This window comes from Klebsiella sp. G-Nf4 (assembly GCF_002810615.1).
Taxonomy (GTDB): Bacteria; Pseudomonadota; Gammaproteobacteria; order Enterobacterales; family Enterobacteriaceae; genus Klebsiella; species Klebsiella variicola.
In genome coordinates, this window is sequence record NZ_PION01000010.1 from 192,295 (window position 1) to 210,936 (window position 18,642).

17 protein-coding genes are annotated in these 18,642 nt (G+C 61.3%); 6 read left to right on the plus strand and 11 right to left on the minus strand.

The genetic code is table 11. From position 1 onward, the window contains the following. Positions 1–97 precede the first annotated feature (97 nt). Positions 98–1,297: an S-methyl-5-thioribose kinase gene (mtnK, locus tag CWM57_RS20405; RefSeq protein WP_074386568.1), complete on the plus strand. Its 1,200-nt coding sequence runs from the start codon at positions 98–100 to the stop codon at positions 1,295–1,297. A gap of 215 nt (positions 1,298–1,512) precedes the next feature. Here the strand turns inward: mtnK and CWM57_RS20410 are convergent, their stop codons facing one another. The 4 genes from CWM57_RS20410 to CWM57_RS20425 all read right to left on the minus strand — a co-directional run bounded on the left by CWM57_RS20410 (position 1,513) and on the right by CWM57_RS20425 (position 6,440). Continuing rightward, entirely contained in the window at positions 1,513–2,754 is a 1,242-nt protein-coding gene (locus tag CWM57_RS20410; RefSeq protein ID WP_100631563.1) for an LVIVD repeat-containing protein, read from the minus strand. Between the two features lie 103 nt (positions 2,755–2,857). Next, complete coding sequence (locus tag CWM57_RS20415; RefSeq protein ID WP_100675926.1) at positions 2,858–3,922, minus strand: sugar ABC transporter substrate-binding protein; 1,065 nt, start codon at positions 3,920–3,922, stop codon at positions 2,858–2,860. Positions 3,923–3,942: 20 nt separating this feature from the next. Next, positions 3,943–4,941, minus strand: a complete 999-nt coding sequence (locus tag CWM57_RS20420; protein ID WP_074386570.1) for an ABC transporter permease — start codon at positions 4,939–4,941, stop codon at positions 3,943–3,945. After that, positions 4,938–6,440 carry a sugar ABC transporter ATP-binding protein gene (locus CWM57_RS20425; protein ID WP_074386571.1) on the minus strand — a complete coding sequence of 501 codons (1,503 nt, stop codon included), beginning with the start codon at positions 6,438–6,440 and terminating at the stop codon, positions 4,938–4,940. The genes CWM57_RS20420 and CWM57_RS20425 overlap by 4 nt, the downstream gene beginning before the upstream one ends. A gap of 163 nt (positions 6,441–6,603) precedes the next feature. Between CWM57_RS20425 and CWM57_RS20430 the strand changes: the two genes are divergently transcribed. The 4 genes from CWM57_RS20430 (at position 6,604) to CWM57_RS20445 (ending at position 9,358) form a co-directional block, all read left to right on the plus strand. Continuing rightward, complete coding sequence (locus CWM57_RS20430) at positions 6,604–7,692, plus strand: oxidoreductase (RefSeq protein ID WP_074386572.1); 1,089 nt, start codon at positions 6,604–6,606, stop codon at positions 7,690–7,692. 57 nt (positions 7,693–7,749) lie between these two features. Then, on the plus strand, positions 7,750–8,493 hold the full coding sequence (locus CWM57_RS20435; RefSeq protein ID WP_100631565.1) for an SDR family NAD(P)-dependent oxidoreductase: 744 nt from the start codon (positions 7,750–7,752) through the stop codon (positions 8,491–8,493). A gap of 183 nt (positions 8,494–8,676) precedes the next feature. Beyond that, entirely contained in the window at positions 8,677–8,979 is a 303-nt protein-coding gene (locus tag CWM57_RS20440) for a type II toxin-antitoxin system RelE family toxin (protein ID WP_061155386.1), read from the plus strand. Then, the gene (locus tag CWM57_RS20445) at positions 8,954–9,358 is read left to right on the plus strand and encodes a helix-turn-helix domain-containing protein (RefSeq protein WP_002893905.1); all 405 of its coding nucleotides are present in this window, start codon (positions 8,954–8,956) and stop codon (positions 9,356–9,358) included. Before CWM57_RS20440 ends, CWM57_RS20445 begins: the two co-directional genes overlap by 26 nt. On the opposite strand, the gene CWM57_RS20450 is transcribed toward CWM57_RS20445, so the two are convergent. The 7 genes from CWM57_RS20450 to entC all read right to left on the minus strand — a co-directional run bounded on the left by CWM57_RS20450 (position 9,355) and on the right by entC (position 16,932). Continuing rightward, positions 9,355–9,552, minus strand: coding sequence for a YbdD/YjiX family protein (locus CWM57_RS20450; protein WP_002893903.1), 198 nt, complete (start codon positions 9,550–9,552; stop codon positions 9,355–9,357). The genes CWM57_RS20445 and CWM57_RS20450 overlap by 4 nt on opposite strands. Before the next feature lie 92 nt (positions 9,553–9,644). After that, positions 9,645–11,750: a pyruvate/proton symporter CstA gene (cstA, locus tag CWM57_RS20455; RefSeq protein WP_100675927.1), complete on the minus strand. Its 2,106-nt coding sequence runs from the start codon at positions 11,748–11,750 to the stop codon at positions 9,645–9,647. Positions 11,751–12,105: 355 nt separating this feature from the next. Beyond that, positions 12,106–12,519: a proofreading thioesterase EntH gene (gene entH / locus CWM57_RS20460; RefSeq protein WP_025714607.1), complete on the minus strand. Its 414-nt coding sequence runs from the start codon at positions 12,517–12,519 to the stop codon at positions 12,106–12,108. Continuing rightward, positions 12,520–13,275, minus strand: a complete 756-nt coding sequence (entA, locus tag CWM57_RS20465) for a 2,3-dihydro-2,3-dihydroxybenzoate dehydrogenase EntA (RefSeq protein ID WP_133122273.1) — start codon at positions 13,273–13,275, stop codon at positions 12,520–12,522. Continuing rightward, complete coding sequence (entB, locus tag CWM57_RS20470; protein ID WP_074386576.1) at positions 13,275–14,126, minus strand: enterobactin biosynthesis bifunctional isochorismatase/aryl carrier protein EntB; 852 nt, start codon at positions 14,124–14,126, stop codon at positions 13,275–13,277. Before entB ends, entA begins: the two co-directional genes overlap by 1 nt. Positions 14,127–14,139: 13 nt before the next feature. Beyond that, positions 14,140–15,747 carry a (2,3-dihydroxybenzoyl)adenylate synthase EntE gene (entE, locus tag CWM57_RS20475; RefSeq protein ID WP_049155941.1) on the minus strand — a complete coding sequence of 536 codons (1,608 nt, stop codon included), beginning with the start codon at positions 15,745–15,747 and terminating at the stop codon, positions 14,140–14,142. Between the two features lie 9 nt (positions 15,748–15,756). Continuing rightward, a complete protein-coding gene (gene entC, locus CWM57_RS20480; protein WP_100675928.1) occupies positions 15,757–16,932 on the minus strand; it encodes an isochorismate synthase EntC in 1,176 nt (391 codons plus the stop codon). 189 nt (positions 16,933–17,121) lie between these two features. Here entC and fepB point away from each other — a divergent pair, with 189 nt between their 5' ends. Then, positions 17,122–18,081, plus strand: a complete 960-nt coding sequence (gene fepB, locus CWM57_RS20485; protein WP_100675929.1) for a Fe2+-enterobactin ABC transporter substrate-binding protein — start codon at positions 17,122–17,124, stop codon at positions 18,079–18,081. Positions 18,082–18,642: the final 561 nt, after the last annotated feature.

Below are 18,642 nucleotides of genomic sequence, written 5' to 3' on the forward strand. Positions count from 1 at the left end.
TTAAATCCCTGTTGCGTTGTTGTATCACATTGTGTCAGGATGGAATCCAGAAGTATAGACGTCTGAACGGCTTAATCAGAATTCGAGGATCGAGGCAATGTCGCAATACCATACCTTCACCGCCCACGATGCCGTGGCTTACGCGCAACAGTTCGCCGGCATCGACAACCCATCTGAGCTGGTCAGCGCGCAGGAAGTGGGCGATGGCAACCTCAATCTGGTGTTTAAAGTGTTCGATCGCCAGGGCGTCAGCCGGGTTATCGTCAAACAGGCCCTGCCCTACGTGCGCTGTGTCGGCGAATCCTGGCCGCTGACCCTCGACCGTGCCCGTCTGGAAGCGCAGACCCTGGTCGCCCACTATCAGCACAGCCCGCAGCACACGGTAAAAATACATCACTTTGATCCCGAGCTGGCGGTGATGGTGATGGAAGATCTTTCCGACCACCGCATCTGGCGCGGGGAGCTTATCGCTAACGTCTACTACCCGCAGGCGGCCCGCCAGCTTGGCGACTATCTGGCGCAGGTGCTGTTTCACACCAGCGATTTCTATCTCCATCCCCACGAGAAAAAAGCGCAGGTGGCGCAGTTTAGTAACCCGGCGATGTGCGAGATCACCGAGGATCTGTTCTTTAACGACCCGTATCAGATCCACGAGCGCAATAACTACCCGGCGGAGCTGGAGGCCGATGTTGCCGCCCTGCGCGACGACGCGCAGTTAAAGCTGGCTGTGGCGGCGCTGAAGCACCGTTTCTTTGCCCATGCGGAAGCGCTGCTGCACGGCGATATCCACAGCGGGTCGATCTTCGTTGCCGAAGGCAGCCTGAAGGCCATCGACGCCGAGTTCGGCTATTTCGGCCCCATTGGTTTCGATATCGGCACCGCCATCGGCAACCTGCTGCTTAACTACTGCGGCCTGCCGGGCCAGCTCGGCATTCGCGACGCCGCCGCCGCGCGCGAGCAGCGACTGAACGATATCCACCAGCTGTGGACCACCTTCGCCGAACGCTTCCAGGCGCTGGCGGCGGAGAAAACCCGCGACGCGGCGCTGGCTTACCCCGGCTACGCCTCCGCCTTTCTGAAGAAAGTCTGGGCCGACGCGGTTGGCTTCTGCGGCAGCGAACTGATCCGCCGCAGCGTCGGGCTGTCGCACGTCGCGGATATCGACACTATCCAGGACGACGCCATGCGTCATGAATGCCTGCGCCACGCCATTACCCTCGGCAAAGCGCTGATTGTGCTGGCCGAGCGTATCGACAGCGTCGACGAGCTGCTGGCGCGGGTACGCCAGTACAGCTGAGTTCGGCCTGTTGCCCTCACCCCAACCCTCTCCCACAGGGAGAGGGAGCAAACCCTAAAAAAGTGCAATCTTCAGGGTTTGCCCGGCGGCGCTGCGCTTGCGCGGGCCTACAGATAACCGCATAACGGTTTGATATTGCAGTCTTTCGTAGGCCGGGTAAGGCGAAAGCCGCCACCCGGCAGAAATGCGAGCACCATTTTGCGTTTACCTTGTCCTCATCCCAGATACTCAATCACCGACAGCCCGCCGTTATAATCGGTGCTGTAGATAATGCCCTGCGCATCGACAAACACGTCACAGGACTGGATCACCTGCGGGCGGCCGGGACGGGTATCCATCATCGTCTTCGGCGCCGCCGGCACCAGCGCTCCGGTCTCCTGCGGACGATACGGGTTAGATATATCGTAAGCCCGCACGCCGGCATTCTGATACGTGGCGAAGATAAGCGTCGAGCTGACAAAGCTGCCGGGACGATTCTCATGCAGGTTGTGCGGGCCGAAATGCGCCCCTTTCGCCACATAATCCGCTTCGTCCGGCGGCGGGAACGTGGCGATGCTCACCGGGTTTGACGGCTCGCGGATATCGAACAGCCAGATCAGCTTCTCGCCGTCCTCCTGATTGTCGAGCACCGCTTCGTCGAGCACCACCAGCAGGTCACGATCCGGTAGCGGCAGCGCGGTATGCGTCCCGCCGCCGAACGGCGGGCTCCAGTTGCGATGGCTAATCAGCGTCGGCTGGGTACGGTCTTTGACATCCAGCAGCGTCAGACCGCCGTCGCGCCAGCTGCCATAGGCGGTATCCCCGGCAATAATGGCGTGATGCAGCGCATAGCGTTTGCCCTGCGGCCAGTCCGGTGTTTCACCGCCGGCCTGGTGCATCCCCGGTAGCCACCAGCGCCCGGCCACTTCGGGCTTACGCGGATCGGCCAGATCGATGGTCAGGAAGATGTAGTCGGTAAAACCGTCGATCAGCGCGGACACATACGCCCAGCGCCCGCCGACGTACCAGATGCGGTGAATACCGATGCCGTTAAGCGACAGGAAACTGATTTCCCGCGGCTGCGCGGGAGTGGAAATATCAAAGATGCGCAGCCCGGCGCTCCAGCCCTTGTCCTGCACATCGCTGACCGTGTCGCCCACCGAGCGGGTGTAGTAGACTTTCTCATCAGCAAAACGGGCGTCGGCAAACAGATCCCGGGCGTTGATCACCAGCAGCAGATCGTCATGCGCCTGCAGATGCACGTTCCAGGTGCCCGGCGGCGCGGCAATATAGTTGACGGTGGTGGGCCGGGTCGGATCGCGAACATCGACCACGGAAAAGCCCTGCGACACCATATGGCCGATATAGGCGAATCCGCGATGCACCATCAGCTGCACGCCGTCCGGACGACCGCCCTGATCGCTATGACCAATCAGCCGCATATTGCGGCTGTATTCGGGGGAAGGTAATGCTGACATAGGGGATCCCTTTCGCCCGGTGGCATGGTTTTTCCCCCTCTCCCTGTGGGAGAGGGCCGGGGTGAGGGCACCAGGCCGCCCCCCACCGCCACCCGGCTTGATTTTATTTGTTTTTCGCTTCCAGCGTCGCGAACCACGGCGCGATAAAGTCTTCAGTCTGGCCCCAGCCAGGGATAATTTTCCCCAGCGACGCCACGTTCACCGCCCCCGGCTGGGCCGCCAGCAGCGCCTGCGGAATCGCCGCCGCTTTGAAGTCGTAGGTGGCTGGCGTCGGCTCGCCGGCGATCTTATTGGCGATCAGCCGCACGTTGGTCGCGCCAATAAGCTTCGGATCCACCGCCACGCTCACTTTCCACGGGCTGCCTGCTTCGCGCATCAGCTGCAGATCCTGGTTGGAAATATCAATGCTGTAGAGTTTGATCTCGGTGCGGCCATTCTCTTTCAGCGCTTTGTAGGCCCCCTGGCTAAAGGCATCCCAGGTGCCCCAGATAGCGTCGATTTTCCCTTTCGGATACTTGGCGAGGATCGCCCCCACCTTGTTAGCGGTGTCGCCCTGCACATCGGATGAAACGGCGCCGATCGACTCCAGTTCTTTAATTCCCGGATTTTGCTTCAGCAGCGTCAGGTAAGCCGCCTGACGGCGCTCCATCGGCGGGAAGCCCGCCACCCACAGCTTGACGATGTTGGCCTTGCCGTTAAAGTCTTTCACCAGCTGACCAAAAGAGAGCTCGGTCAGCGAGGCGTCATCCTGCTGGCTGACCGTCACCCCGGGGATCTCACCGCTCACCGCGGTATCGAACACCGCCACTTTGATCCCGGCATCCACCGCCTTCTTCACCAGGGCGGTGGAATACGGGTCACGCCCCTGGGAGAGAATAATGCCATCGTATTTCTGGCTGATGGCCTGGTTGACGAAGTCCTGGAATTTGGCGTCATCGCCGTTGCTCAGGAAGGTGCTGATTTTGAAACCGAGCTTTTTGCCTTCCTGCAGCGCCCCGGAGACAAACTGGGTGGTGTTATCGTCAGACCCCAGGTTGCGGATCACCGCAATACGGATCGGGCCGCTGTGCTCGGCAATCGCCGCCGGCACCGGCGTCGGGGCAGTGGCCAGCGCCGCCGTCGACTGCAGCAGACCCAGCGTCATCAGAGAGAGTGCGATCTTTTTCATGCTGTTTACCCTGTAAAATGTTAAGTACGGCGCTGAAAATAGGTCAGTGCCAGCGCGCCAGCCAGGACCAACCCTTTAATAATGTCCATCGCGTAATACGGCACCGAGAGCATCACCAGCCCGTTGGAGAGCACGCCGAGGATCACCGCCCCCACCAGCGTCCCCAGGGCGTTCGGTTTACCGGAGCCCGCCAGCGAAAAGCCGATCCATGCCGCCGCCACCGCGTCCATCAGATAGCCGCCGCCGGCGTTGACCTGCGAGGATCCGATACGCGAGGCCAGCAGAATGCCGCCCAGTCCGGCCAGCAGCGAGGCAATCACGTATGCTGCGACTTTGTAACGCGTGATCCGCAGGCCGGAGAGCCGCGCGGCTTCCGGGTTGCCGCCGATGGCGTACATCCGCCGTCCGTGGGTGGTGAACGACAGCGCCAGCTGAGCGACCAGCGTCACCACCAGCATGATGATGACGATGGTCGGCACCTGCCCCAGCTCGCCAAAGGCCGCCGGGATAGTGCCTTCCGCCATCTCGCCGCTCGGCAGCACCATGTTTTCAGTAATCGAACCGCCGTAGCTGTAAGTCATCGCCACGCCCTGAATCACAAACAGGCTGGCCAGGGTGGCGAGCATGTCAGGAATGCGCAGCACCACGATCAGAAAGGCGTTAAACAGCCCCACCAAGGTGCAGAGCGCGAGGGTGATCAGAATCGCTTCGGTGGTCCCCAGGCCATGCCAGACAAACAGGGAAATCACCAGCGCGTTAGCCAGCGATGCCGTCGATCCCACCGACAGATCAAAGCCGCCAATGGTGAGAGAAATCGACACCCCGATGGCAATCACCGTGACAATCGCGATCGAGCGCAGAATGTTGATGATGTTGAACGGATCAAGGAAGTTGTCCGAGGCGAGGCCAAAGACCGCCACCAGCAGCACCACGGTCAGCAACATGCCCCACTTATAGAGAAAATCAAAAAATCGCTGACGGCCCGATACCGTCGCGTTTACTGCCAGGGCCTTGCTCACGCTGCCGCTCCTCCGGTTGAATAATAAAGCAACGTCTCTTCCCGGGCTTCCGCGCCGGGGATCTCCGCCACAATCCGTCCGTCCCATAGCACGCAGATGCGGTCGCATAAACCGACCAGCTCGGCGAATTCACCCGAGGCATAAATCACCCCTTTGCCTTCCCGCGCCAGACCATCGATCAGCATGAACAGATCGGTTTTCGCTTTCACATCGACCCCTTTGGTCGGTTCGTCAAAAATCAAAACATTGGCATGACTGCGCAGCCATTTGCCAATGGCCACCTTCTGCTGATTGCCGCCGGAAAGACGGCGCAGCGTCTGCCCCGGGCCAGTGGCGCGCACGCCGAGGCGGGCAATCACCTCCTCCGCCCAGCGCCAGGCCTGCCGATGGCCAAACAGGCTCCAGCGCGAAAAGCTGTTATCGGCGCTGACCGCCAGGTTCATCGCGATCGGCTCTTCGATGAAAATGCCCTCTTTGCGCCGCTCCTCCGGGACCAGCGCCAGGCCGCGCCCCACCGAGTCGGCTGGATCGCGCGGTCGCCACGGCTGGCCGTTCAGCTCGCCACGCTGCACCCGGCTTTTGCTGGCGCCGAACAGCGCTTTGCACAGCTCGGTTTTGCCCGCGCCGGCCAGCCCGGCGATACCAAGAATTTCCCCCTTCCGCAGGCGCAGCGAAATATCCTGCAGCAGCGCCTCATCATGCAAACCGTCAATCTGCAGCAGCACCTCTTCGCCGTGCGGCGGGCGCGGCGGCGGGAAGATATCGCTCAGCTCGTGGCCCAGCATCTTTTCGACAATCTGTTCGCCGCTCAGCGGCGCCATCGGGCCGCTTTCAATCAGCCGCCCGTCGCGCAGCACCGTCAGGGTGTCGCAGATTGCCTTCAGTTCATGGATACGATGCGAAATAAACACCACCCCGATCCCCTGCTGCTGCAGACGGCGTACTACCGCAAACAGGCGCTCACTTTCATGCTGATCCAGCGGCGCGGTGGGCTCATCCAGAATCAAAAAGCGGCAATGATGCGACAGGGCGCGGGCCAGCAGGATTTGCTGTTTTTCGGCGAGCGTGCAGCTGTCAATGGAGCGTCTGACGTCCAGCGCCACGTCCAGCTGCGCCAGCGCCTCGCGCGCCAGCTGCCGAACCCGCGACCAGCGAAACGCCATGCCCGGCTCCGCCAGCCTGTCCAGCATGATGTTTTCCGCAATGCTCAGGCCCGGTACCAGCGCCACATCCACCTCCTGCTGCACCAGGTGGATCCCCAACTGTTTAGCATCCCGCGGCGAACGAATGGTGACCGGCTGATCGTTGATCGTCACCTCGCCCTGATAGTGAGCATGCGTCCCGCACAGCACGGCCATCAACGTCGACTTACCCGCGCCGTTGGCCCCGGTCAGGGCATGCACCGACCCGCCATGAAGGGTAAAGTCCACCTTGTTCAGTGCCTGAAAGCCGGAGAAGGCCAGGCTAATGTTATGCATCTCAAGGCGGTTCGCGCTCATCACTGTTCCCGTGCGGTAATTAATCTTCTGATTTAACGAATTTTTCATAGCCGCCGCTGGCTGACAACTGCGTAAAAAGCATAAGATACAACGAAATAATATTAGCCATCTGGATGTCCAGACATAACATCAGTTTAGCCCAACACCTATAAGGACAGCTTCCATGAGCAACAGCGACATCCGCGTCGTACCCGGCCCGGCCAACTATTTCTCCCACCCTGGCAGCCTTGAGCGGCTGAGCGATTTTTTCAGCGCCGACCAGCTCTCGCGGGCGGTGTGGGTCTATGGCGAGCGCGCCCTGGCCGGTGCCGAACCTTTTCTGCCGGCGGCCTTCCACCTGCCGGAGGCAAAAAAGATCCGCTTTACCGGCCACTGCAGCGAACGCGACGTGGCGGAGCTGGTGCAGGCCTCCGGTGACGATCGGGCGGTAGTGATTGGCGTCGGCGGCGGCGCGCTGCTCGACAGCGCGAAAGTGCTGGCCCGCCGCCTGGGGGTACCGCTGGTGGCCATCCCGACTATCGCCGCTACCTGCGCGGCGTGGACGCCGCTCTCGGTGTGGTACAGCGACGCCGGACAGGCCCTGAATTTTGAGATCTTCGATGACGCCAACTTCCTGGTGCTGGTCGAGCCGCGCATCATTCTCAACGCCCCGGCGGAGTATCTGCTGGCGGGCATTGGCGACACCTTAGCCAAATGGTATGAGGCCGTGGTGCTGGCGCCGCAGCCGGAGGCGCTGCCGCTCACCGTGCGGCTGGGGATTAACGGCGCGCTGGCGATCCGCGACGTGCTGCTGGCCAGCAGCGAAACGGCGCTGGCGGACCAGCGCCGCGGCGATCTGACCCAGGCGTTTCGCGATGTGGTAGATGCGATTATCGCCGGCGGCGGGATGGTTGGCGGGCTGGGGGAACGTTACACCCGGGTCGCCGCCGCCCATGCGGTGCACAACGGACTGACGGTGCTGCCGCAGACGGATAAATTCCTCCACGGTACCAAAGTCGCCTACGGCATTCTGGTACAGAGCGCCCTGCTTGCTCAGGACGATGTGCTGGCGCAGTTAGTGCAGGCGTATCAGCGCTTTAACCTGCCGACCACCCTGGCGGCACTGGAGGTCGATATCAATAACCGCACAGAACTGGACCGGGTCATTGCCCATACCCTGCGCCCGGGCGAGTCGATTCACTATTTACCGGTGACGTTAACCCCTGAGGTTCTGCGCGCGGCGTTTGAGAAGGTGGAATACTTCAGCCGTTAATCACCCCGACCGTCTATACCTAATGATGATTCTCACCACTCTCGCAACGAGGTCATCATGCAGATCGATTTAACAGGTAAGAAGGCGCTGGTTACCGGCGCCAGCCGTGGGTTGGGTCGCGCAATCGCGCTGTCGCTGGCACGCGCCGGTGCCGATGTGGTTATTACGTATGAAAAATCGGCCGATAAAGCCCAGGCAGTCGCCGATGAAATAAAGGCGCTGGGTCGGCACGGCGAGGCGGTGCAGGCCGACAGCGCCAGCGCGCAGGCGATTCAGGATGCCGTCACCCATGCGGCCCGGTCCCTCGGCGGGCTGGATATTCTGGTCAACAACGCCGGGATCGCCCGCGGCGGCCCACTGGAATCCATGACGCTGGCGGACATTGACGCGCTTATCAACGTCAATATTCGTGGGGTGGTCATCGCCACCCAGGAAGCGCTGGTGCATATGGCCGATGGCGGACGGATCATCAATATCGGCAGCTGTCTGGCTAACCGCGTGGCCATGCCGGGCATCGCGGTTTACGCCATGACCAAGTCCGCCCTCAACTCCCTGACCCGTGGCCTGGCGCGTGATTTAGGCCCTCGCGGGATCACCGTTAACCTTGTCCATCCAGGGCCGACCAACAGCGATATGAACCCGGAAGACGGGGAACAGGCGGAAGCCCAGCGCCAGATGATTGCGGTCGGTCACTACGGCCAGCCGGAAGACATCGCCGCGGCGGTTACCTTCCTCGCCAGCCCGGCCGCCGGGCAGATCTCCGGTACGGGGCTGGACGTGGATGGCGGTTTGAACGCCTGATCGCACATTTTCTGCAAGCCTCTGTCACCCGGCAGAGGCCTTCCCGCTCCGCCTCGACGGGTTGCGTTTTGCCTCTTACCTGCGTTTTTTCTCCGCTCTACAGTACCCCATAAGAAATTCGGAATTTATCTAATAGTCTTATTATTTCCTTATATTTTGTGTGGGCGTACAGTGGAGGTACAGATGAAGATTGTCTGGTCAAAAACGGCAGATAAGCAATTTTCTAAAATCGATAATCGGTATAAGAGCCGCATTAAATCCAGGCTGGAGAAGATGGATGATAAAGCTTCACCTATCTCGGATATCAAAAAATTGTCCTCTCCCGAAAACCACTACCGGCTGCGATTAGGTGATTACAGAGTCATCTACACCTTTGGGGATCCGCCGGGCGATACCTGCTACGTCGTGGCGGTTAAACGCAGAACCACCACCACCTACCTTCATGAGGAACATACCGAATATGACTATTCAGTACATCAAGGATGAAGAAGGAAAAGACCAGTATGTCGTCATTCCTTACAGTGATTACTTTCGTATGCGCCTGGCGCTGCTGGAGTACGACGACGAGGATGAAAACGATTGGGAAGATATTCCTTATGAATCAGACATCTATGATAACGTCATGCTGCCTGGCGAAGTATGCGACGTGATGCATAAAGAAAACGTCAGCCTGCAGGCCGCGTGGCGCATCCTGCGCGGGCTATCCCAGCAGGAGGTCGCGGCTAAACTCGGCATCAGCCAGTCCGCGGTGTCACAGCTGGAAGCGCTGGACTCCCGTCCGCAGAAGCGCACCCGCGAGAAGCTGGCGGCGATTTACGGCTGTACCCAGGAGCAAATCAGCCTCTATCTCCCCAAAGAGGGTTAACAGCACTTCGCCCCGCCCTTGCCGCCGTAGCGCGCGTCCTGGCGCTCGCGAAAGAACTCTTCATAGGTCATCGGCGTCTGATCCGGGTGGGTTATTCGCATATGCTCGACGTAGTTATCGTAATCCGGCACGCCGATCATCATCTTCGCCGCCTGGCCTAAATATTTTCCCGCTTTGGAAAGGGTGTCGAACATAAGTCATTTCTCTTTTGTTTCCCTCTCCCAAAGGGAGAAGGAGGATCAGAAATGTAGGCCGGGTAAGGCGAAGCCGCCACCCGGCACACCGGTTAATGCGCCCCTTTCGCCTGGGTCTCAATCGCGTCCAGGTTTTCAGGCATTGGCTCATACGGCGTCTCTTTCGCCGTCGGTTTGTCCTCTTTCAGCGCCGCCAGCGCGGTTTTAATCGAGAACAGCGCCAGCACCACCACCACAATCATAAAGAAGATGGTCAGCCCGGCATCGAGACGGTTGTTAAACACCAGCTGCGCCAGCTGTGATTCGGTATATTGCGGCGGAATGGTGCCGCTGTCGATCATCGCCTGGAATTTATTAGCGATCGCCAGGAAACCGACTTTGGTATCCGGGCTGAACGACTTCTGCCAGCCGGCGGTCAGGGTACAGATCAGCAGCCAGCTGGTCGGCAGCAGCGCCACCCACGCGTAGCGCTGGCGCTTCATCTTGAACAGGACCACCGCGCAGAGCATCAGCGCCATCCCTGCCAGCATCTGGTTGGCGATACCGAACAGCGGCCACAGGGTGTTAATCCCGCCCAGCGGATCCACTACCCCCTGATGCAGGAAGTAGCCCCACGCCAGCACGCACAGCGCAGTCGCCAGCAGGTTAGCCAGCAGCGAGCTGGTTTTTTTCAGCCCGGGGCTAATCACGCCCAGCAGATCCTGCAACATGAATCGCGCCGCGCGGGTGCCGGCATCAACCGCCGTCAGGATAAACAGCGCCTCAAACAGAATGGCGAAGTGGTACCAGAACGAGACATCCATCAGCCCGCCCAGCGAGCCGTGCAGGATGTAGGCCATCCCCACCGCCAGGGTTGGCGCGCCGCCGGCGCGGGAGATAATCGACTGTTCACCCACCTCGCTGGCGATCTGATGCAGCGTATCAGGCGTAATGCTAAAGCCCCAGCCGCTCACCACCTGCGCCGCCGAGGCGACGACATCGGTGGTTCCCGCCGGCGCCAGCACCGCCATCGGGCTGTTCATCGCGAAGTAGACGCCCGGGTCGATGATACAGGCCGCCACCAGCGCCATAATGGCGACGAAGGATTCCATCAACATGCCGCCGTAGCCGATAAAGCAGGCCTGGCCTTCGTTGGCCAACATTTTCGGCGTGGTGCCGGAGGAGATCAGCGCGTGGAAGCCGGAGACCGCGCCGCAGGCGATGGTGATAAACAGGAACGGGAACAGGTTGCCGCTCCACACCGGGCCGGTACCGTCGACGAACTTGGTCAACGCCGGCATGGTCAGGGTCGGGCGCATAATCAGAATGCCAATCGCCAGCCCAACAATGGTGCCGATTTTCAGGAAGGTGGAGAGGTAGTCGCGCGGGGCCAGCAGCAGCCAGACCGGCAGTACCGCGGCAATAAAGCCGTAGCCCACCAGGATCCAGGTCAGCTGTACGCCGGTGTAATCAAACCACGGCGCCCAGGTCGGGCTTTCCGCCACCCAACCGCCGGAGATGATGGCGAACACCAGCATCACCAGGCCGATCACCGACACCTCGCCGATGCGTCCCGGACGCAGGTAACGAATATAGATGCCCATAAAGATCGCCAGCGGAATCGTAAAGGCGACGGTATAGGTGCCCCACGGGCTGTGGGTCAGCGCTTTCACCACGATCATCGCCAGGACCGCGAGGATGATGACCATGATCATAAAGCAAGCCACCAGCGCCAGGACGCCTGCGGTCGGCCCCATCTCCTCTTTAACCAGTTCGCCAAGCGAGCGGCCATCGCGACGGGTCGAAACAAACAGCACCATAAAGTCCTGTACTGCCCCGGCCAGCACCACGCCGGCGAGGATCCAGATCATCCCCGGCAGGTAGCCCATCTGCGCGGCGAGCACCGGGCCCACCAGCGGTCCTGCCCCGGCAATCGCCGCAAAATGGTGACCGAACAGCACTTTCTTGTCGGTTGGAACGTAGTCGAGGCCATCGTTATGCCGCACCGCCGGCGTCATTCGCGTCGGGTCAACGCCGAGCACGGTTTTGGCGATATACAGACCATAGAAACGATACGCGATCAGATAGACGCAGACCGCGGCGACGACAATCCACAGCGCGTTGATCTGCTCACCCCGGTTTAAGGCGATATAGCCGAGGGCAAAGGCGCCGATCACGGAGAGCAATGTCCAGATGAGGTATTTCCCTGAATTATTCATTGTTGTGGTCCACCGGTAGGGTAATCAGGATGTTACATTTTGTTTCTAGATCACAACGCAGAATTTAACAACATCGAAACAGCGCAGATGCCGTACGCCCACAGAGATTTGTCTCACATTGCTAGCGAGATCACTTAAGGCAGGAAAATGAATGAAAGGATTACCGTGAACGGTGCCGTTTTTTTTGTCGGGTGGCGGCTAACGCCTTACCCGACCTACAGATCCGTAGCCCGGCTAAGCGCAGCCCGAGCAGGGAAATTCCCGGATGGCGGCGCGCTGCGCCTTATCCGGGCTACTCATTGCGCCGATACGTAGCCCGGCTAAGCGTAGCGCAAGCCGGGGAAATAGCGGCTCCTTAGCCCAGCACCGCGGTGCCCAGACGACAAGTACAGCAGCGCCGCCCCTTCTCGTCATACACCACTATCTCCCAGCTCTGGCTCTGGCGGCCAAGATGTAGCGGACGGCATTCGCCGCGCACTTTCCCGCTGGAGACCGCCCGGTGATGGCTGGCGTTCAGCTCAGTCCCGACGACGCACTGCCCCTCTTCGGTCATCAGCCAACCGGCCATCGAGCCCAGCGTCTCCGCCAGCGCCGCGGAAGCGCCGCCGTGCAGCAGGCCAAACGGCTGATGGGTGCGCGCATCCACCGGCATCTCCGCCTCCAGCAGCCCCGCTTCCAGCCGGGTGTAGACGATCCCCAGATGCGCCACCATGGTGTTTTCGCTGCTGGCGTTCAGCGCCGCCAGCGTGAGCTCTCGCTTCCAGGCCATTTACGCCCCCAGCGTCGAGCCGCCATCAACCACAATATCCTGCAGCGTGATATGGCTGGCGTGAGAAGAGGCGAGGAACAAAATGGTATTGGCGATCTCCTGCGGACGGGCGATTTTGCCCAGCGGGATCCCGAGCTTAAACTGCTCGCCGAAGCCGCGGATCCGCTGCTGCTCGGCATCGTCGCTAACCCACAGGGTGCGCTGCATATCAGTATCGGTAGAGCCCGGCGAGACCAGATTACAGCGCACCCCGCTGCCCGCCAGCTCAAGGCCAACGGTTAACGCCAGGCTTTTCAGCGCCGCTTTCGAGGCGCCATAGGCGCTCATGCCGATACGCGGCGTATGCGCGGCATCGGAGGCGACGGTAACGATCGCCCCGCCCCGCTGACGGCGGAACTGGGCCATCGTCTGCTGAAACAGATTAAACGCGCCGCCAACGTTGACCGCGAAGGTCTGCTGCCAGTCTTCCGCGCTCAGCTGGTCGGTGGCGCCCATGCGCAGGATCCCGGCGGCGTTCACCAGCACGTCCAGTCGTTCGATGTTGTTGAGCAGCCGCGCGCACACGTCGCGAACCTGGTCGGCATCGGCGACGTCCAGCGTTTCGGTGGCAAACGGGTAGCCTTCGCCGACAAAGGCAAGGTCGAAACCGGTGACGTTAGCCCCAGCCTCGACGAAAGCCAGCGCGGTGGCATAGCCGATCCCTTTACCTGCGCCGGTCACCCACACGGTCTGGCCGCGAAAATCCAGCGCCGCCATTATTGCACCTCACGGGAGAGCAGCGCCCACCAGGCGTCGATGGTCGGGTTCTTCGCCAGCATCACGAAGTCGATATCGCCGTGCACTTTGCGCCAGCGGGCGGCCAGGGCCATCATCCGCACCGAATCCAGACCGTAGTCGATCAGGTTTTCATCATCCAGCGGTTCGTCGGATTCGTCGAGCAGCGGCAGGATCAGAGCGCGCAGCGCCGCTTTAGAAGCCGGCAGAGGCAGCAATTCTTCGGTCATCACCACGCGGCCGGAGCGGCCGGCGACGTATTTCAGCGCCATCAGGTGCTCTTCACGGCTGAAGTCCGCCAGGGCGTCGGCGACAAAGAACGGTTTGATATCGCGCATGAAAGCATCGGTGGCGGTGGTCATGCAGCCGATATGAGCATAAACGCCGGTGATGATCAGCTGGTCGCGGCCGGCCTCTTTCAACATCTCCTCCAGCGGCGAGCGATGAAATGCGCTGTAACGCCATTTCACCAGCACGGTATCGTCTTCATCCGGCGCCAGCGCGGCAATCACCTGCTGTTGTTCCGGCGAGCGGGTCAGACCCGGCCCCCACATATCATTCAGCAGCGCCCGATCTTCATCGCTCTGCTCTTTCGGCTGGGCGGTGTAGTACACCGGAATGCCGTTCTGTTTGCAGAAGTCGCGCAGGGCGGCAATATTCGCCACCACTTTCTCCATCATCGCGCTGTTTTCGCCCCAGAAGTTGAGGAAATACTCCTGCATATCGTGGATCAGCAGCGCGGCGCGCGACGGCTCAAAGGCCCAATTGACTTTGTTCGCCGGGATATCGCTGGCTTCCGGCAGCGCATATGCCTGTAATTTAGGGATTGCCATTCTCTGTTCTCCTTCAGCCCAGCTTGCCTTCGGCCAGCCACTGACGTAATTGTTTTTTATCGACTTTGCCCACCGGCGTCAGCGGCAGCGCGGCAACGCACTCCACGCGATCCGGCAGTTTAAATTCAGCCACCCCCTGCTCGCGCAGGAAACGGCGCACCGCGACGGCGCGCAGTGGCGAGGTCACCACCAGATAAGCGCAGCTTTTCTCGCCCAGCAGGTTGTCTTCGATGCTGACCAGCGCGGCGTGGATCACCGCCTCATGGCGCAGCAGCAGGTTTTCGATCTCTTCGGCGGCGATCTTCTCGCCGCCGCGGTTGATCTGATCTTTTTCCCGGCCCTGGACGGTGATATAGCCGTCTTCGTCGATCGAAATCAGATCGCCGGAGCAGTAAAACCCGTCGGCGTCAAAGGCTTCTGCGTTATGCTGCGGGCTGTTGTAGTAGCCGCGGAAGGTGTACGGCCCGCGGGTCATCAGACGGCCCACTTCGCCGCGCGGCAGCGGGTTGCCATCGGCATCCGCGACCCACACTTCATCGTCCGGGCACATCGGGCAGCCCTGGGTATGGATGATCCGCTCCGGGCTGTCGTTAAGGCGGGTGTAATTCACCAGCCCTTCCGCCATGCCGAACACCTGCTGCAGCTGGCAGCCGATTTCCGCCGGAATGCGCGCGGCGAGGGTCGCCGACAGGCGCGCGCCGCCGACCTGCAACAGCTCCAGCGATTGCAGTTGCGCGTTGCTGCCCCATTCATGAATCGCCTGCAGCCACAGGCTGACCGCCGGCGGCACCAGCGAGGCAACGTTGATCTGATGTTGTTCAATCAGCGGGAAACAGAGGGTGGCGCTCGGGTCAGCGGCGAGGATCACCCGCCCGCCGGCGAGGAAGACGCCGAGCGAACCCGGGGAGCTCATCGCATAGTTATGCGCCGCCGGCAGCGCGTTGAGGTAGCGCGTCTCAGCGTTAATCCCGCAGATCTCGTTGCTGCGGCGGATACTGTAGTCGTAATCGTTATGGGTGCGCGGGATCAGCTTCGGCGTCCCGGTGCTGCCGCCGGAGAGCTGGAAAAAGGCCACTTCGTCGGCAGGGGTTGGATTGGCGACAAAGTTATCCGCCGGGCGGTTAATCTCCGTCGCCAGATCGCGCTCGCCGCCGTCGTTACGCAACAGTGCGACGCGCAGGGAAGGATGTTCAGCGATAAACGCATGGAGGAAGCTATCGTCAGCAAACAGCGCGTGCTCGCGATCGGCAATCAGCAGCGCCGGTTTAATCTGCGCGGCGTAGGCGTTAAGCTCGCTGCGCTGATGGCTGAACAGCGCGTTCACTGGCGCGACGCCGATGCGCAGCAGCGCGAAGAAGGTGATGTAAAACTCGGCGACGTTGCCCAGCTGCACCAGCGCGGTTTCCCCGCGCTTCAGTCCCTGGCGCTGCAGCGAGCAGGCAAGGTTGTCCACCAGCTGATTAAACTGGCGGTAGCTAATCTGCCGCTCGCCATCGATAATCGCCACGGCGTCGTTTTCCGCGTGACGGGTGATCAGATTGGTTAACGGCAGATCCTGCCAGTAGCCTTTTTGACGATAGCGGGCCGCGAACGCCTCCGGCCAACGGGTAAATGCAATCATCCTTGCCTCTTAATTCAAGCCAAATACGTTAAGCATGGTGGTCAGTTTGACGCCGGTTTCGCGCCATTCGCCCAACGGCGAGGAGGCCGGAACGATGCCCGCGCCGGCAAACAGGCGCAGTGTACGCTGCTGCAGACGCGCGCAGCGGATGGTCACCACCCATTCGCCGTTGCCTTCATCGTCACACCAGCCGACGATGCCGCCGAACAGCTGGCGGTCGAAGGGTTCCAGTTCGGCAATCAGGCGCTTCGCCACCTGGTGTGGGAAGCCGCTCAGCGCCGGGGTCGGGTGCAGCAGACAGGCCAGCGACATGGCATTTTCTTGCGCCAGCGCGGTGCCTTCGATTGGCGTCGCCAGATGCCAGAGCGTCGGCGTCGTGATCAGCTGCGGCGATGCCGGCAGCGACAGCTGGCTGCTGCGCGGGCCCAGCACGCTCTTCATCGCCTGGGTCACCAGCTCGTGCTCGTGGCGATCTTTGCCGGATGCCAGCAGCCTGTTACCCGCTTCCCGGTCCAGCACATCGTCCGGTTGACGACGAGCGGAGCCAGCCAGCGGCAATGAGCTGAAGCGCGGCCCTTCTTTACGCAGCAGCAACTCCGGGCTGGCGCCCAGCAGCACGCCGCCGTCGGAGAGCGGCACGTGGAAGTTAAAGCTGGCGGGGTTCTGGGCAATCAGTCGCTCCATCAGCGCGCCGCTGTCGACGCGGTCGCGGGTGGTAATATCGATAAGCCTTGATAGCACCACCTTGTCCACTTCCGGGGTGGCGGTCAGCGCGGCAGCGCGTTCCACCATGGCTAAAAACGCGTCCTGCTCCGGGATCTCCCGGCGCTCCACCACTTCCATTGTCTCCAGCGGCGCGGCATAGCGGGCGGAACGCTGTTTTTCCGGGCGGGAGAACGCTTCCCAGCGCTCGGGGATATAGAGCTCGGAAGGCTGACAGGTGTCGAACGGGATAGCCCCCACCATCACCGGCTTGCGGATCCCCGCCGCGCGGGCGTCGGCAAAAGCGGCGGCCAGCTGCTGCTGGAACTCGCCGTTCAGCGCATCGCCGCCGACGGCGGGCTGTGAGAAGCGGCGGAAGCAGCCGGAGGTGCTAAAACTGCGGTACGGCGACATAAAGAAGAAGCTGTCCGGAGACAGGGTCTGGGAGTGTTTCTGTACATCCTCAGCCAGTGACGTTTCCATATCATCCTCCAAAAAACGATAAATATATTACGAATAATTATCATTTGTATTTTGGTTGGCTAACCTAAAAGGTATTGCCCGCCATGTCAACCGCGTTACGTCATTGCACCGCCACTTTGGCTTGCATCCTGCTGATGTAAAGTTGAAAATGAGACGCATTTATTACCTTTCGAATCAGGATGCGATGACGTGAACTTCTTTTCTTTCTGCCGCCGCGGTGTGCTGACCGGCATGCTGTTGCTTTTAGGAATTACCTCAGCCCAGGCGGCGGACTGGCCGCGCCAGATCACCGACAGCTACGGGACGCACACCCTGGCGAGCCAGCCGCTGCGCATTGTCTCCACCAGCGTGACCCTCACCGGCTCGCTGTTGGCGATTGACGCCCCGGTGGTCGCCAGCGGCGCCACCACGCCGAACAACCGCGTCGCCGATAGTCAGGGCTTTCTGCGCCAGTGGAGCGAGGTCGCCAAAGCCCGTAAGCTGGCGCGGCTGTACATCGGCGAACCGAGCGCGGAAGCGGTGGCCGCCCAGATGCCGGATCTGATCCTGGTGAGTGCCACCGGCGGCGACTCTGCCCTGCCGCTGTACGATCAGCTCAAAACGATCGCCCCGACGCTGGTCATCAACTATGACGATAAAAGCTGGCAAACTCTTCTCACCCAGTTGGGGCAGATCACCGGCCATGAGCAGCAGGCCAGCGCGCGCATTGCCGACTTCAATAAACAGCTCGTTTCGTTAAAAGAAAAAATGAAACTGCCGCCGCAGCCGGTGACCGCCCTGGTCTATACCGCCGCCGCGCACAGCGCCAATATCTGGACGCCGGCATCGGCCCAGGGGCAGATGCTCGAACAGCTGGGCTTTAGCCTGGCGACGCTGCCGGGCGGCCTGCCCGCCAGCCATAGCCAGGGTAAACGCCACGATATCGTGCAACTGGGCGGGGAGAACCTCGCGGCCGGTCTGAACGGCCAGAGCCTGTTCCTGTTCGCCGGCGACCAGAAAGATGCGGATGCCATCTACGCCAACCCGCTGCTGGCGCATCTCCCGGCGGTGGCAAGCAAACGCGTCTACCCGCTGGGCACCGAGACCTTCCGCCTTGACTACTACAGCGCCCTGCTGGTGCTCCAGCGTCTCTCCAGCCTGTTCGGCTAACGCGGGCCGTACCATCACTTGCCGGGCGGCACTGCGCTTGCACCGGCCTACAATGCCCGAGACCGTAGGCCCGGTAAGGCGCAGCCGCCACCGGGCATCAGGACGGGAATGCGGCCTGAACTCTTTTGCCGGGCGGCGCGGCGCTTGCACCGGCCTACAATGCCAGCGCCCTCCAGGCCAGACCGTAGGCACGGTCAGGCGTAGCCGCCACCGGGCATCAGGACGGGAATGCGGCCTGAACTCTTTTGCCGGGCGGCGCGGCGCTTGCACCGGCCTACAATGCCAGCGCCCTCCAGGCCAGACCGTAGGCACGGTAAGGCGTAGCCGCCACCGGGCATCAGGACGGGAATGCGGCCTGAACTCTTTGCCGGGCGGCGCTGCGCTTGCCCGGCCTACTGAGCTTGCACCGGCCAGCCAGACCCCAGGCCCGGTAAGGCGCAGCCGCCACCGGGCATCAGGACGGGAACGCGGCCTGAACACCTTGCCGGGCGGCGCAGCGCTTGCACCGGCCTACAATGCCAGCGTCCCCCAGTCCAGACCGTAGGCCCGGTAAGGCGTAGC

Excerpts from the sequence above, each read along its gene's own strand:
- CWM57_RS20415 (WP_100675926.1), bottom strand. The coding sequence starts at position 3,922 with ATGAAAAAGATCGCACTCTCTCTGATGACGCTGGGTCTGCTGCAGTCG.
- CWM57_RS20430 (WP_074386572.1), top strand. The coding sequence starts at position 6,604 with ATGAGCAACAGCGACATCCGCGTCGTACCCGGCCCGGCCAACTATTTC.
- CWM57_RS20410 (WP_100631563.1), bottom strand. The coding sequence starts at position 2,754 with ATGTCAGCATTACCTTCCCCCGAATACAGCCGCAATATGCGGCTGATT.
- entH (WP_025714607.1), bottom strand. The coding sequence starts at position 12,519 with ATGGCCTGGAAGCGAGAGCTCACGCTGGCGGCGCTGAACGCCAGCAGC.
- entE (WP_049155941.1), bottom strand. The coding sequence starts at position 15,747 with ATGATTGCATTTACCCGTTGGCCGGAGGCGTTCGCGGCCCGCTATCGT.
- CWM57_RS20440 (WP_061155386.1), top strand. The coding sequence starts at position 8,677 with ATGAAGATTGTCTGGTCAAAAACGGCAGATAAGCAATTTTCTAAAATC.
- entB (WP_074386576.1), bottom strand. The coding sequence starts at position 14,126 with ATGGCAATCCCTAAATTACAGGCATATGCGCTGCCGGAAGCCAGCGAT.
- CWM57_RS20445 (WP_002893905.1), top strand. The coding sequence starts at position 8,954 with ATGACTATTCAGTACATCAAGGATGAAGAAGGAAAAGACCAGTATGTC.
- mtnK (WP_074386568.1), top strand. The coding sequence starts at position 98 with ATGTCGCAATACCATACCTTCACCGCCCACGATGCCGTGGCTTACGCG.
- CWM57_RS20425 (WP_074386571.1), bottom strand. The coding sequence starts at position 6,440 with ATGAGCGCGAACCGCCTTGAGATGCATAACATTAGCCTGGCCTTCTCC.
- cstA (WP_100675927.1), bottom strand. The coding sequence starts at position 11,750 with ATGAATAATTCAGGGAAATACCTCATCTGGACATTGCTCTCCGTGATC.
- entA (WP_133122273.1), bottom strand. The coding sequence starts at position 13,275 with ATGGCGGCGCTGGATTTTCGCGGCCAGACCGTGTGGGTGACCGGCGCA.
- CWM57_RS20450 (WP_002893903.1), bottom strand. The coding sequence starts at position 9,552 with ATGTTCGACACCCTTTCCAAAGCGGGAAAATATTTAGGCCAGGCGGCG.
- CWM57_RS20435 (WP_100631565.1), top strand. The coding sequence starts at position 7,750 with ATGCAGATCGATTTAACAGGTAAGAAGGCGCTGGTTACCGGCGCCAGC.
- entC (WP_100675928.1), bottom strand. The coding sequence starts at position 16,932 with ATGGAAACGTCACTGGCTGAGGATGTACAGAAACACTCCCAGACCCTG.